The organism is Thermodesulfovibrio sp. 3907-1M (assembly GCF_040450955.1).
In the GTDB taxonomy this organism is placed as follows: domain Bacteria; phylum Nitrospirota; class Thermodesulfovibrionia; order Thermodesulfovibrionales; family Thermodesulfovibrionaceae; genus Thermodesulfovibrio; species Thermodesulfovibrio autotrophicus.
The window spans coordinates 1606278-1619788 of record NZ_CP144373.1 but is presented as its reverse complement, the minus strand read 5'-3'; the positions used below and the strand labels follow the sequence as shown (position 1 = coordinate 1619788).

12 protein-coding genes and 1 tRNA gene are annotated in these 13511 nt (G+C 36.8%); 8 read left to right on the top strand and 5 right to left on the bottom strand.

The window, feature by feature from the left end; translation table 11 throughout:
• Positions 1-8: 8 nt before the first annotated feature.
• The 3 genes from V4D30_RS08385 to leuD are packed head-to-tail and all read right to left on the bottom strand — an operon-like array spanning position 9 to position 2611.
• Positions 9-1028, bottom strand: a complete 1020-nt coding sequence (locus V4D30_RS08385) for an aspartate-semialdehyde dehydrogenase (RefSeq protein WP_353683876.1) — start codon at positions 1026-1028, stop codon at positions 9-11.
• A gap of 3 nt (positions 1029-1031) precedes the next feature.
• Positions 1032-2108 (bottom strand): 3-isopropylmalate dehydrogenase, encoded by a 1077-nt coding sequence (locus tag V4D30_RS08380; protein WP_353683875.1) that lies wholly within the window; start codon positions 2106-2108, stop codon positions 1032-1034.
• On the bottom strand, positions 2105-2611 hold the full coding sequence (leuD, locus tag V4D30_RS08375; RefSeq protein WP_353683874.1) for a 3-isopropylmalate dehydratase small subunit: 507 nt from the start codon (positions 2609-2611) through the stop codon (positions 2105-2107). The genes V4D30_RS08380 and leuD overlap by 4 nt, the downstream gene beginning before the upstream one ends.
• Before the next feature lie 122 nt (positions 2612-2733).
• On the opposite strand from leuD, the gene V4D30_RS08370 reads away from it, so the two are divergent.
• From V4D30_RS08370 to V4D30_RS08335, 8 genes are all read left to right on the top strand, one after another.
• On the top strand, positions 2734-3312 hold the full coding sequence (locus V4D30_RS08370) for a TetR/AcrR family transcriptional regulator (RefSeq protein ID WP_353683873.1): 579 nt from the start codon (positions 2734-2736) through the stop codon (positions 3310-3312).
• Positions 3309-4625, top strand: a complete 1317-nt coding sequence (locus tag V4D30_RS08365) for a TolC family protein (protein ID WP_353683872.1) — start codon at positions 3309-3311, stop codon at positions 4623-4625. The genes V4D30_RS08370 and V4D30_RS08365 overlap by 4 nt, the downstream gene beginning before the upstream one ends.
• A complete protein-coding gene (locus V4D30_RS08360; protein ID WP_353683871.1) occupies positions 4622-5716 on the top strand; it encodes an HlyD family secretion protein in 1095 nt (364 codons plus the stop codon). Before V4D30_RS08365 ends, V4D30_RS08360 begins: the two co-directional genes overlap by 4 nt.
• Positions 5713-6993, top strand: coding sequence for a TolC family protein (locus V4D30_RS08355; RefSeq protein ID WP_353683870.1), 1281 nt, complete (start codon positions 5713-5715; stop codon positions 6991-6993). Before V4D30_RS08360 ends, V4D30_RS08355 begins: the two co-directional genes overlap by 4 nt.
• The gene (locus V4D30_RS08350; RefSeq protein ID WP_353683869.1) at positions 6990-8150 is read left to right on the top strand and encodes an efflux RND transporter periplasmic adaptor subunit; all 1161 of its coding nucleotides are present in this window, start codon (positions 6990-6992) and stop codon (positions 8148-8150) included. The genes V4D30_RS08355 and V4D30_RS08350 overlap by 4 nt, the downstream gene beginning before the upstream one ends.
• Before the next feature lie 2 nt (positions 8151-8152).
• Positions 8153-8836 (top strand): ABC transporter ATP-binding protein, encoded by a 684-nt coding sequence (locus tag V4D30_RS08345; RefSeq protein ID WP_353683868.1) that lies wholly within the window; start codon positions 8153-8155, stop codon positions 8834-8836.
• Positions 8833-10062 (top strand): ABC transporter permease, encoded by a 1230-nt coding sequence (locus V4D30_RS08340; protein ID WP_353683867.1) that lies wholly within the window; start codon positions 8833-8835, stop codon positions 10060-10062. Before V4D30_RS08345 ends, V4D30_RS08340 begins: the two co-directional genes overlap by 4 nt.
• A gap of 20 nt (positions 10063-10082) precedes the next feature.
• Positions 10083-10170 (top strand) — tRNA-Ser (locus tag V4D30_RS08335).
• Here the strand turns inward: V4D30_RS08335 and V4D30_RS08330 are convergent.
• Positions 10134-11543 (bottom strand): sigma-54 dependent transcriptional regulator, encoded by a 1410-nt coding sequence (locus tag V4D30_RS08330; RefSeq protein ID WP_353683866.1) that lies wholly within the window; start codon positions 11541-11543, stop codon positions 10134-10136. The two genes, V4D30_RS08335 and V4D30_RS08330, sit on opposite strands and share 37 nt — an antisense overlap.
• A complete protein-coding gene (locus V4D30_RS08325; protein WP_353683865.1) occupies positions 11540-13501 on the bottom strand; it encodes a DUF3365 domain-containing protein in 1962 nt (653 codons plus the stop codon). Before V4D30_RS08325 ends, V4D30_RS08330 begins: the two co-directional genes overlap by 4 nt.
• Positions 13502-13511: the final 10 nt, after the last annotated feature.

Below are 13511 nucleotides of genomic sequence, written 5' to 3'. Positions count from 1 at the left end.
TTCTCCTCCTAAAGCATTTTTATAAGTTCTTCTGCGATCTGAACAGCATTCAATGCTGCACCTTTTCTCAGGTTGTCTGATACAATCCACATATTTATTCCATTTTCAATTGATTCATCTTCACGAATTCTTCCAACAAAAACCTCATCTCTGCCTGATGCATAAATTGGCAGAGGATACTCATTTTTGTCAGGATTGTCTATTACAACCACACCTGGTGCTTTGCTGAGAAGTTCTCTAACTTCCTGGGCTGTGATTTTCTTTTCAGTTTCTATATTTACGCTCTCGCTATGCCCTCTGAATACAGGAACTCTTACCGTTGTGGCAGTGACTCTTATTGATGGGTCTCCCATTATCTTTTTTGTTTCGTTAACCATTTTCATCTCTTCCTTTGTATAGCCGTTTTCAAGAAATTTATCTATGTGTGGTAAAACATTAAAGGCAATCTGATGGGGATAAACTTTAATTTCTATATCCTTAAAATTAAGTAAAGCCACTGTTTGCTGAAGCAGCTCGTCCATTGCTTTTTTACCTGTTCCTGATACTGCCTGAAAAGTCGTAACTACCACTCTTTTAATCTTTGCCACATCATGAATTGGCTTTAATGCAACAACCATCTGGATTGTGGAACAGTTTGGATTGGCAATAATGCCTTTGTGCCATTTTAAATCATGAGGATTGACTTCTGGAACAACAAGTGGAACCTCCGGGTCCATTCTCCACTGGCTTGAGTTGTCAATAACCACACAACCACTTTTAGCTGCTATTGGTGCCCATATCTTAGACCTTTCTGCACCTGCAGAAAAAAGAGCTATATCTATACCCTGAAAGGAGTCTTCTTTTAAAGTCTCAACTGTAATTTCCTGTCCTTTAAAGTTAAGTCTCACGCCCTCACTTCTTTCTGAGGCAAAAAGCCTTAAGCGTTCAACTGGAAAATCTCTTTCCTCTAAGACTGCTATCATCTCATTTCCAACAGCACCTGTTGCACCAACCACTGCTACAACATATTTTTCCTTTTTTTTAAGCATTTTTTATCCCTCCAGAGGTAGTTCTGTTACATACTTTGCCACAAGATCACCAACTTCTGTTGTCGTATATCCCATTCTGCCAGCTGCAAGACTTTTAAGATGCTTGCTTGTCACTTCAATAACTGCCCTTTCAATAAGTTTTCCTGCAACTCCCTCACCAAGATATTCAAGCATCATCCCACCTGCACATATAGCAGCAAGAGGATTTATTACATTTTTACCTGTATATTTCGGTGCAGAGCCTCCAATTGGCTCAAACATTGACACACCTTCAGGATTTATGTTTCCACCAGCAGCTATTCCCATGCCTCCTTGAATCATCGCGCCAAGGTCAGTGATTATGTCTCCAAACATGTTATCAGTAACGATGACATCAAACCATTCAGGATTTTTCACAAACCACATCGTTATAGCATCCACGTGGGCATAATCTGTTGTAATCTCTGGATACTCTTTTGCCACCTCATAAAAGGTTCTCTCCCATAGGTCAAAAGCAAAGGTTAAAACATTTGTTTTTCCGCATAAAGTAAGCTTATTCTTTTTGTTGCGTTTTTTGCAGTATTCAAAGGCAAATCTTATGCATCTTTCAACGCCTTTACGGGTATTTATTGAAACCTGAATTGCCACTTCATCAGCTGTGCCTTTCTTAAGAAATCCACCAGAACCGGTATATAACCCTTCTGTGTTTTCCCTTACAACGACAAAATCTATGTCTTCAGGCTTTTTGTCTTTAAGGGGACAGTCAACTCCCGGATAAAGCTTTACAGGTCTGAGATTTACATACTGGTCAAGCTCAAATCTGAGTCTTAAAAGTATTCCTTTTTCAAGAATACCTGGTTTAACCTGAGGGTGACCAATCGCGCCGAGATATATGGCATTGAATTTTTTAAGTTCCTCTATTGCGCTATCAGGAAGAGTCTCGCCTGTTCTTAAATATCTCTCACCACCAAAATCATAATAGGTGTAATCAAGCTTAAATCCGAGCCTGTGGCTTACAGCATCAAGGACCTTTACTCCCTCACGGATAACTTCAGGTCCTGTGCCATCACCGGGAATTACAGCAATTTTGTAAGTCTTCATTTTATTACCTCCATAGTTAATCTCTTTTTTGTCCATTCAACAAGTCCACCTGCTTTAATTAGTTCCTGCATAAATGAAGGAATAGGCTTGGTTTTGTATTTTTTCCCTTTTGTTAAATTAACAATATCACCACTATCCATATCAATCTCTATTTCATCGCCCTCACTTGCCTCATCAATAAGCTCAGGAACCTCAAAAATTGGTAGCCCGATATTGAAGGCATTCCTGAAAAATATTCTTGCAAAGCTTTTTGCAACAACTGCTTGAATTCCAGCCGCTTTAATTGCAATCGGCGCATGTTCTCTTGAGGAACCACATCCAAAATTTTTTCCTGCGATTATTATATCACCCTGTTTAACCTTTGATGGAAACTCCTTATCAGCATCCTCCATAACATGCTTTGCAAGCTCTTTAGGGTCAGATGTATTAAGATATCTGGCAGGAATAATAGCGTCTGTGTCAATGTTATCGCCAAATTTCCAGACTTTTCCTCTTATTTTCATAGGCTTCTCCTTATATTAAAATAATTTATAATTTTACTGCATAAATCAAATAGTAATCAACTATCATTTTAAGTTCGTCTTGACATTGTATTTTTTCTTGGTGTATGTTAGTAATTACTACCATGAAAGATACGAAAGGAAAAATTCTTAAATCTGCACTCAAACTTTTTTCCCAGAAAGGATATCTTGGAACAACTACAAAAGAAATAGCAAAGGAAGCAAATGTTGCTGAGGTAACTCTTTTCAGGTATTTTACATCCAAGGAAAAACTTTTTATTGATGTTCTTAAAAATCAATCATTTCTGCCCACACTTAAAGACCTTCTTCCAAGATTGAAAAATATGGATTATAAAGAAGCTCTGAAGAGTATTGCCAAATATTATTTTGATTTGCTGAAAAAAAAGAGAGACCTCATATGCATAATGCATACAGAAATTTTTCAATATCCTGCTGAAATAAGAACAATCCACAGCAAAATGATTCATGAGGTATATCTTGTTTTTGCTTCCTATCTGGATGAGCTTAAAAATAATGGAATACTGAGAAAAGATTTAAACACCACCTATGCCTCTCTTGCATACTTTGGAATGCTCTTTAATCTTTTCATTAAAAAAGAGCTTCTCAGAAAAAAAATAGATTTAAAAAAAGCTCTGCAAACTTACATTGAGATATTTTACGAAGGAACCAGGAGGAATGAATGAAAATTAAAATATTACTTTTTTTGTTATTTTTTATTTTTGCTGAGCAGGCATTTGCAGAGCAAAATTTAACAATTTCAGATGTTTTCTCTCTCGCTCTAAAAAAAGCTGAAAAAATTAGAGTTGCCGAGGAAAATATAAACATATCAAAGGAAGGAAAATACAAAGCTCTCGCAGGGCTTCTTCCAACTTTAACAGCTTCTGGCAAATATACTGACTACAGTAGAGAAAAAATTGTCAACAATCAGATAATTCAGCCAGATAAAACTATGCTGTGGGCAGTAACAATTGAAGAAAAGCTTTCTCTTGGAGGCAAAGAATTTATAAATTATGCAATATCAAAGGATACTCTTACAAAAACAGAGTTTGAAGTGAACTCCTTTAAAGAGCAGTATCTTCTAAGGGTTGCCAGCGACCTTTATGGCTATCTCAAAGCAAAAAGAGCAGTGGAGATTGCTGAAACTAATGTGGAAAGATTAAGAAAACACAGAGATGCAGCAAAGATTAGGCTCAAGGTAGGAGAGGTAACAAAAACTGACCTTCTAAGAGCAGAGGCTGAGCTTAGTGGAGCAGAAGCTGATTTAATATCAGCGAAAAACAACTTAAAGGTTGCGAAGGCTGTTTTAGCAAGGGATGCAGGTATTGAAGGAGATTTTGAAATCTTAGAAAGCAAGCTTTATGATCCCTATCTTAGTCTTACTGTGGACCATGTTAAAGCTCTTGCAAAGGAATTAAGACCAGAAATAAAGGTTGCTTTACTTGCAAAGGAAATAGCTAAAAAAAATGTAAATTATGCAATAAGCTCCTTTTTCCCATATCTCGGTCTTTCTGCTACCTATCAAAAACTTGACCAGAACCCTTCAAACCAGATGACAAATAAAGAATCAAGTTATGCAATTGCCTCAATTAACTTTCCAATTTTTGAAGGAGGACTGAGAAGAGCAGAAGTTGCAGAAGCCAGAGCAAAACTGAGACAGGCTGAGCTTCAATATGAAGATACACTCAAAGAAGTTTTTATTGATGTGGAGTCTGCCTATCATGATTATGTAACCTTTAGAGATACGATTAAATCTCTTCAGGATGAAGTAACATATGCAAAAGATAACTTTAACTCTGTATTCAAGCAGTATCAATTTGGACTTGCTTCAAGCCTTGATGTAACCGATGCAAATACATTTCTTGTCACAGCTGAAAGAAAGCTTATGGAAGCTCAGTATAATTATCAGCTTGCTATAGTGAGACTTAGACAGGCAACAGGAGCATTGCTTAAAGCATTTACCAGTAATGAACTTGTTGCTCAGGGGGTAAACAAGTGAGCTTTAAAGGCTTAAGGGAGAGATTCAAAAATTCAAAAAAGATTAAAATCAGTCTGTTGATCATCATTTCCATCGGTGTTTTGATTTTCATGGTAAAAGAAATTTATTACTACATTGTTTACGAAAGAACAGACGATGCCTACATTGAAGGAACAATAGTGCCGATATCTCCTCAGGTCTCAGGAAAAGTTATCAGGGTTTATGTTGACTATAACCAGAGAGTAAAAAAAGGTGAACCCCTTGTGGAAATAGAACCGGATGACTATTTAGCAGATGTAAGAGCAAAAAAAGAAAATGTAAACACATTGTCCAATCAGTTAAAGGAAATAAGCTCTCAGTTGAATGAAGCAATGGCAAAACTTAAAACAATGGAAGCTAATCTTCAGGCAGCTCATGCCCAGAGAGTGCTTGCTGAAAGGGAATTTCAGAGAATTAAAGGACTTTATGAGGAAGACCTTGTTTCAAAAAGCAGGTTTGATTCTCAAGAAGCAGCCCTGAAAGTAGCAATAGCCCAGGAAAAAGCTGTAGAAAGTCAGATAAAGGAGATTAAATCATCAATAAATACTCTTACAGTAAAATTGAAAACTCAGCAGTATCAAATAGGAAAAGCTCAGGAGGAACTGAAGATTGCTGAGATAAACTTAAAAAGAACTTTGATTGTTTCTCCAAGAGATGGAAGAATTGCAAAAAAATCTGTTGAAACAGGACAGTATGTCCGACCCGGGCAGCTTCTCATGGCAGTTGTTGATGAGCAGGATATATGGGTTGGTGCTAATTTTAAAGAAACACAGATAGAAAAAATGAGAGTAGGACAGCCTGTTAAAATTAAAGTTGATGCCTATCCTGGCAAGATTTTTAAAGGTCATGTTGCAAGCTTTCAGCCAGGAACAGGTGCTGTTTTCAGCCTTTTTCCACCTGAAAATGCCACTGGAAACTTTGTGAAAGTTGTTCAAAGAATTCCAGTTAGAATAATAATTGATACACCCTTTGATCCTGATTATCCTCTCTGGCCAGGCATGTCAGTGATTCCCTATGTGGATGTTACAGTAAACACAGGCGCAAAGTTGAAAGATGTCATTGGAAAGCAATGATATTTAGAGTTTTATTATTATCCTTGTTTGTCTTTCTCAGTCTTCAGCATTCAGCATTCAGCATTCAGCCTTCAGCCTTAAGTCTTCAGCCTGTTTACAGCCTTCAGGACTGTATTAATATAGCATTAAAGAAAAATCCTGAGATTCTTGCATCTAAGGCTACTGTTAACAAAAGTTTTTTTAAAATTGGAGAGGCTCGCTCAGGCTATTTCCCTCAAATAGATTTATCCCTTGGATATCAAAGGAGTTATCTGGAAAACAGAATTTCTGAAGAATACTCAAAACAGTATTCAGCTCAGGTGAGTCTCACTCAAACTATTTTTGATTTTGGAAAGACTTCTAAACAGGTAGAGATTCAGAAGCAGTTATACAGAGCAACAGAGTGGCAAGACAGAGACGCTGTTTTACAAACGATTTATAATGTTAAAGAAGCTTATTACAGTGTGCTCAAGGCAAAAAAACAAAAGGAGACAGCTCAGGAAGTGCTCAGGCAGGCGCAAAGACATCTTGACCTTGCAACAGGATTTTATGAAGTTGGACTTAAGCCAAAAATTGAAGTAACAAAAGCAGAGGTTGAACTAAGCAATGCAAAACTCAATTTAATCACAGCTGAAAAACAGCTTTCTCAAGCATTTTTAAATCTTAAAGTGGCAATGGGAACAGTGGATATGCCAGACTTTGACATTAAAGAAGAAGACTATGTTGTGAGAAAGCTTGATGAAAATGAGGCTATTCAAATAGCCATTGAAAGAAATCCTCAACTTCAGGCAATAAAGTTTAATAAACAGGCTTCAATTTCCACAGAGGAACTGATAAAAAAGGAATATTTCCCTCTTTTTACAGGTTCAGCAAATTATGGATACATCAATGAAGAATTCCCTCTCAATAAAAAATGGACAGTCCTTTTGCAGATGTCTCTTCCACTTTTCAGTGGATGGTCAACAAAATATAAACTTGCTGAGGCAAAAGCAGATACAGCATACTATTCATACAAGGAAGACTCTTTAAAACAGCAGATTACATCGCAGATAAAAAATCTCTTTGCTCAGCTTAAAGAAGCTTCACAGAAAATAGAGACTCTTAAGAGTACTTTAAAACAGGCAAAAGAAAATCTTGATCTTGCAATGGGAAGATATGAAGTCGGCATAGGAAGCTCAATAGAAGTTGTTGATGCCATAGTTCTTTATGAACAGACGAATACTCAATACTGGCAGGCAATCTATGACTATAATGTAACCTATGCACAAATACAAAAAACAGTGGGATGGTTGGAATGAAAAAAAAGAAAAAAATAGCATTGGTTTCAGTAGCATTTTTAATTATTGTAGGAATTGTTTTAGTCATGCTTCTGTCAGGTTCAAAGAAAACAGAGTTTAAAACTGTTAAAGTTCAGAGAGGAGACATTGTTCAGACAGTGACTGCTACAGGAACTGTAAATCCTGTAACAACGATTCTTGTTGGAACAAGGGTCTCTGGAACAATTGTAGCCCTCTATGCTGATTATAACTCTATTGTTAAAAAGGGACAGCTTATTGCTCAGATTGATCCAACTCCTTTTGAAAATGATCTGAAACAGGCTGAAGCAGACCTTTACAATGCAAAGTCAAATCTTTTCAAGGCTGATGTTACATTGAAAGATGCAGAAAGAACTTTTAAAAGAAAACAGGAGCTATGGAAGCGTGACCTCATTGCTCGCAGCGAGCTTGATGATGCCGAGACAGCGTATAATACTGCCAGAGCTCAGTATGAAATTGCTCTTGCACAGGTTAAAAAAGCTCAAGCAGGACTCAAACAGGCAAAAACAAATCTCGGATATACAAGAATAGTCTCACCTGTTAATGGTGTTGTTATTGCAAAAAATGTTGAGGTTGGTCAGACAGTGGCAGCAAGCTTTCAAACTCCGACACTTTTCACAATAGCTCCTGACCTTACAAAAATGCAGGTTGATACAAATGTGGATGAAGCAGATATATCAAAAATCAAAAATGCAATGGAGGCAACTTTTACAGTAGATGCCTATCCTGATAGAAAGTTTAAAGGAGTTGTAGCTCAAATAAGGCTTTCTCCTACAGTTACCCAGAATGTCGTAACCTATGATGTTGTAATAGCAGTGGATAACTCTCATCTGCTTCTTAAACCAGGTATGACTGCTAATGTTACTTTTGTTACCCAGGAAAAGAAAAATGTTCTCAAAATTCCAAATGCTGCTTTAAGATTCAGAATGCCTAATACAGCTCCTTCAAAAGAGCAGGGAGTATGGGTTTTAAGAGGAGGAAAACCTGTAAGAGTTAAAATAAAAACAGGAATAAGTGATGGTGAATGGAGTGAAGTTCTGGAAGGAAATGTAAAAGAAGGCGATGATGTGATTGTTGAGATTCAAACTGGCAAAAAAACATCTACTACCACAACAGGACATCCTCCGCCAAGATTTTAAATATGCCAGTTATAAAACTTGAAAATGTAACGAAGATTTACAAAATTGGAGAACAGCAGCTGGTTGTTCTTAACGGAATCTCCGTGCTCATTGAAAAAGGAGAATTTGTCTGCATCATGGGACCAAGTGGCTCTGGAAAATCAACATTTATGAACATCGTTGGATGCCTTGATACTCCAACCAGCGGAAAATATTATCTTGAAGAAGTAGATGTTTCCACAATGGATGTAAACGAGCTTGCAGAGATAAGAAATAAAAAAATAGGCTTTGTTTTTCAACAATTCAATCTTCTTTCAAGAGCTACAGCACTGGAAAATGTTGAACTTCCGCTTATTTATGCAGGAGTTCCTGCAAAAGAAAGAAAAGAAAGAGCAGTTGAGACTCTTTCCTGGGTTGGACTTAAAGAGAGAGCAAATCATTATCCAAGACAGCTAAGTGGAGGACAGCAACAGAGAGTTGCAATTGCCCGTGCACTTGTGAATAATCCCTCAATAATACTTGCTGATGAACCAACAGGAAATCTTGATTCTAAGGCAAGCATGGAGATAATGGAGATTTTCAAAAGACTTAATGAAGAACAGAATCTTACAACTATCATTGTTACCCATGAGCCAGACATAGCAGCTTTTGGGAAAAGACAGATAAGATTTCTTGATGGTAAAATTATAAGTGATACAAAGTCATGATAGCTATTTCATCAATAATTAACATTGCAGTCCGTTCCCTTATAGCTAATGCAATGCGTTCTTTCCTTGCCATACTTGGAATTATCATAGGTGTTGGTGCAGTTGTTACAATGATTGCAATCGGTCAGGGTGCAAGCGAAAAAATTTCAGCTCAGATTTCAAGTATAGGAAGCAATTTAATTCTTATTCTTCCGGGAGCAACAACACAGGGTGGTATAAGAATGGGTGCAGGAACGCAGCAAACCCTTACAATGGCAGATGCTGAGGCTATAGCAAAAGAGTGTTCTCATGTTTCTCGGGTAGCGCCTGTAATATCTGGCACAGCACAGGTTGTATTTGGAAATCAGAACTGGTCAACAGCTGTGCTTGGAACAACTTCTGAGATGGCTGCTGTCAGAGAATGGGAAATTGTCTCGGGAAGATTTATAACAGAACAAGATGTAAGAAGTGGGACAAAAGTGGCAGTGATAGGGCAGACTGTCAGTGAAAAACTTTTTGGTGATCTTGAGCCCATTGGAAAGTTAATAAGAATAAAAAAAATACCCTTTGAAGTTGTTGGAGTTCTTGATAAAAAAGGACAGTCCCTTACAGGACAGGATCAGGACGACATAATATATGTTCCCATTACAACAGCACAGAGAACGCTTTTTGGTAACATTCTGCCAGGTAGAGTAAGATTAATCTACGCAAAAGCTCAGTCTTTAGAGTCAATCCCTCTGGCAACAGAGGAGATTAAAGCCCTCTTAAGACAAAGGCATAGAATCGGACAGGCTCAGGAAGATGATTTTACAGTTATGGATCTCACACAGATGCTTAAAACAGCAGAAGAGTCAACCAGAACCATGTCAATTCTTCTTGGTGCAATTGCCTCTGTATCCTTAGTTGTAGGCGGAATTGGAATAATGAACATAATGCTTGTTTCAGTTACTGAAAGAACAAGGGAAATCGGAATAAGAATGGCAGTGGGAGCAAAGCCAAAAGACATAAGAATGCAATTTCTAATTGAATCTGTCTTTTTGACAATGATAGGAGGAGTTTTTGGACTTCTTTCAGGAATTGCAGGCTCTTTAATTGTTTCTGATTTAATGAAATGGCCGGTAAGTATTTCACCTTTTTCAGCTTTAATAGCCTTTTCTTTTTCAGCCTTTGTAGGCATTTTCTTTGGATTTTATCCTGCCTATAAAGCTTCCATGCTTAATCCCATTGATGCATTGAGGTATGAGTAATTTGTTATAATAAAAAATCTGGAGGGGTGGCCGAGTGGATTAAGGCGGCGGTCTTGAAAACCGCTGTAGGGTTACACCCTACCGGGGGTTCGAATCCCTCCCCCTCCGTTATTTTGTAAAGGTTGTCCAATTCTGTAAAACTTAATTTTTTCCCATAAGGCTTTTCTGCTTATTCCGAGTTTTTTTGCTGCTTCAGCTTTTTTCCATCCGCATTCCTCAAGAGCTTTTATTATCAAATTTCTTTCAAAGTTTTCAAGACACTCTTTAAGAGAAAAATTACTTATAAGACACTGTTTTTGAAGTGATCCCATTGGTGAGAACTCTTCTGGAAGATGTTTAATATCAATTATGCCGTCCTTTGAAAGAAGCACAGCTCTCTCAATGGCGTGCTTTAACTCTCTCACATTTCCGGGATAATCATAACTTAGTAAAGCTTCATAGGCTGAAGGAGAGATGGTGATATTCTTTTTACCATATTTTTCTGAGAAAATTTTAAGAAAATGTTCAATGAGTGCTGAAATATCTTCTTTTCTTTCTCTTAAAGGTGGTATTACCACAGGAATGACATTTATTCTGTAAAAGAGATCTTCTCTGAATTTTTCATTTTTTATCAATTCTTTAAGATTCTTGCTTGTTGCATAGATGCATCTAACATTAATCTTTATTGGTTCTTTGCCTCCAAGAGGATATACAGTTCCATCTTCAATGACTCTCAGGAGCTTTGCCTGTAGCGGCATCGGCATATCGCCAATTTCATCAAAAAATATGGTGCCTCCGTTTGCAAGCTCAAATTTGCCAGATTTTCTCTCTGTGGCTCCTGTAAAAGCACCTTTTTCATATCCAAAGAGCTCTGATTCAAAAAGAGTTTCAGGAATGGCAGCACAGTTTATTTTGATATAGGGTTTATCTTTTCTTAAACTTCTTCTCTGGATTGCATCTGCTATGAGTTCTTTTCCAGTTCCACTTTCACCCTGAATTAAAACAGGCACATCAGTTTTTGCCACTGCCTCAATCTTATCAAGAATTTCTTTCATAGCAGAACTGTTACAAACTATCTCTTCAAATCCTTCTTTTCTTTTGACAAGCTCAGTAAGTTGTTTTACTTCCTTTTCAAGGTCACGAAACTTTAAAAATCTTTCTATTACTAAAAAAAGTTCTTCATTTGTGAATGGTTTTGCAATGTAATCAAATGCACCATCTTTTATTGCCTGAACAGCAGTTTTTACCTCAGCAAAAGCGGTTATGATTATTACTCCTGTTTGGGGAGTTCTATTTTTTATTTCTTTAAGTATAGTGAGACCATCCACTCCCGGAAGTTTAAGATCAACTATGGCAATGTCAAATCTCTCTGAATCAAGTATAAAAAGAGCTTTTTTGCCATCTTCGCAGGATTTTACTTCATATCCACAGGATCTAAGAAAATGATTCATACCGAGATTCATTGCAGGATCATCTTCAATTATGAGAATCTTTTCTTTCATTTTACCGGTAACTCTACTGTAAAAGTGCTACCTCTATTAGAGGTTTCAACGAGAATTCTTCCATTGTGTTGCTCTACAATAGATTTACTTACTGAAAGACCAAGTCCTGTTCCTTCACCAACAGGCTTTGTGGTAAAGAAAGGATCAAAAATTTTCGGAAAGATTTCATCAGGAATTCCAGGACCTGTATCCGTGAAAGAGATGTAACAGTAGCCATTTTTTAAATAACTCTGTACAGTTAAAGTTCCTTCTTTACCATCCATTGCCTGAATAGCATTAAGAACAATATTTAAAAATACCTGTTCTATTTTATTTGAGTCAACCATGATTTCTGGGACATCTGCAGAAAGCTTTTTTATAACTTTTATTCCCTTTTTTGATATTAAATAATCCGTTAATTTTAAGACATTTTCTACAAGGCTGTTAACAGAAACCAGTGAAATTACAAGCTCACTCTGCTTTGAAAAATCAAGGAGTTGTTTTATTATTTCCTGAATCTTTGTGAGCCCTTGATTTATTACCTCAATGTGTCTGTTTTTTGTCTCTTCATCCATCTCTGTGCTTATCAAATTATTGAAACAAAGTTTGATTCCTCCAAGAGGATTATTGATTTCATGGGCTAATCCTGCTGAAAGCTGCCCGATTGCTGCAAGTTTTTCAGTAATTCTCATCTGCTCCTCAATCTTTCTTTTTTCTGTAATATCCTTGACATAATGAACCAATTTTATCACATTTCCTTTATCATCAAAAATTGGATAAAGATGGATAAAATAGTGTTTTTGATCCTCGCCTTCCCAGTATTCTGAAAACGGTTTTTTCGTGTCTATTACCTTCTTAAGAAAGTGAACAGGACAGAATTTATCTGGATCAACTCTTTCAGGATCACATCTTTCATTAAATACAGCAGCTCTTCCTTCTATCATCCATGTTCTGTAAGCATGATTAGTCATCTCCACTGTGCAATCCGGATTAACGAGAGCAAGTGGGTCTGTTATACCCTCAAATATCGTCTGAAGAGTTTCAGCGTATTTTTTAGTGGCTTCCTGAGCCTCAAATAAATATTTTGACATCTGATTAAATGAAAAAATTAGCTCACCAATCTCATCCTTTGTTTTTGCCTCAATTGTTTGATTAAGAGGCTCTGTGCCGTTGACAATTCCTCTGAATAGGGAGCTTAATCTTTTCAAAGGTTTAATTACAAAGCTCCAGAAAGCACCCTGAAGGGCAACAAAAAGGAAGATTAAAGAAACCACGCCGAAAAGAAATGTAGAGATGGCAACACCTTTTATTTCACCCAATGTTGATGCAATTGGAAGAGATACTGACTCCACTCCCATTATTTCTCCCTCTTTCCATTTAAAATCCTGCTCCCGAGGAAACATCTTAAGCAAAGCCTTAGGTGCATCTTTAATCTTTCCATGACAGATTAAGCATCCTTTTTCAACTACAATAGGTTTTGCCATTATAAGAAGTTCCTGGGACTCTGATTTCACAATTCCGCTCCAGGACTCCTTATCTGGATTTCTCTGAAAATAATCAATCAGTTTAGCGTGCAGCGCATCAGCTTTATGCAATGGATTTATGGGCTCAAGAGAAACTCTTTTATAAGTATAATTTCCTATCTTATTATTAAATCTTTTCATTACACTCAGTCTCACATGAGTTGTTGACATTCCCTCAACGATAAATTCATCTTTTTTTCCTGTTTCGTGAAGAAGTTTAAAAATAGCAGGTCTTAGTTCTTCTTTAACATAATTGCCCAGTGCATCAATCTGAGTAATGATTATTCTTGTCTTTTCATTTGCATCCTCTATTACTTTTTGCTTAAGGTGATAATAAATAAGAAAAGAAAATATTACACAGAAAGCAAAGATTATCAAACTGATTGAAAGAGTGAATTTTGTATTCAGTGAGAGATTTTTAAGCTTCATTATTTTAAATTTTAATAGAGTTTGCACAATATTGCAA

Excerpts from the sequence above, each read along its gene's own strand:
- V4D30_RS08385 (WP_353683876.1), bottom strand. The coding sequence starts at position 1,028 with ATGCTTAAAAAAAAGGAAAAATATGTTGTAGCAGTGGTTGGTGCAACA.
- V4D30_RS08380 (WP_353683875.1), bottom strand. The coding sequence starts at position 2,108 with ATGAAGACTTACAAAATTGCTGTAATTCCCGGTGATGGCACAGGACCT.
- leuD (WP_353683874.1), bottom strand. The coding sequence starts at position 2,611 with ATGAAAATAAGAGGAAAAGTCTGGAAATTTGGCGATAACATTGACACA.
- V4D30_RS08370 (WP_353683873.1), top strand. The coding sequence starts at position 2,734 with ATGAAAGATACGAAAGGAAAAATTCTTAAATCTGCACTCAAACTTTTT.
- V4D30_RS08365 (WP_353683872.1), top strand. The coding sequence starts at position 3,309 with ATGAAAATTAAAATATTACTTTTTTTGTTATTTTTTATTTTTGCTGAG.
- V4D30_RS08355 (WP_353683870.1), top strand. The coding sequence starts at position 5,713 with ATGATATTTAGAGTTTTATTATTATCCTTGTTTGTCTTTCTCAGTCTT.
- V4D30_RS08350 (WP_353683869.1), top strand. The coding sequence starts at position 6,990 with ATGAAAAAAAAGAAAAAAATAGCATTGGTTTCAGTAGCATTTTTAATT.
- V4D30_RS08345 (WP_353683868.1), top strand. The coding sequence starts at position 8,153 with ATGCCAGTTATAAAACTTGAAAATGTAACGAAGATTTACAAAATTGGA.
- V4D30_RS08340 (WP_353683867.1), top strand. The coding sequence starts at position 8,833 with ATGATAGCTATTTCATCAATAATTAACATTGCAGTCCGTTCCCTTATA.
- V4D30_RS08330 (WP_353683866.1), bottom strand. The coding sequence starts at position 11,543 with ATGAAAGAAAAGATTCTCATAATTGAAGATGATCCTGCAATGAATCTC.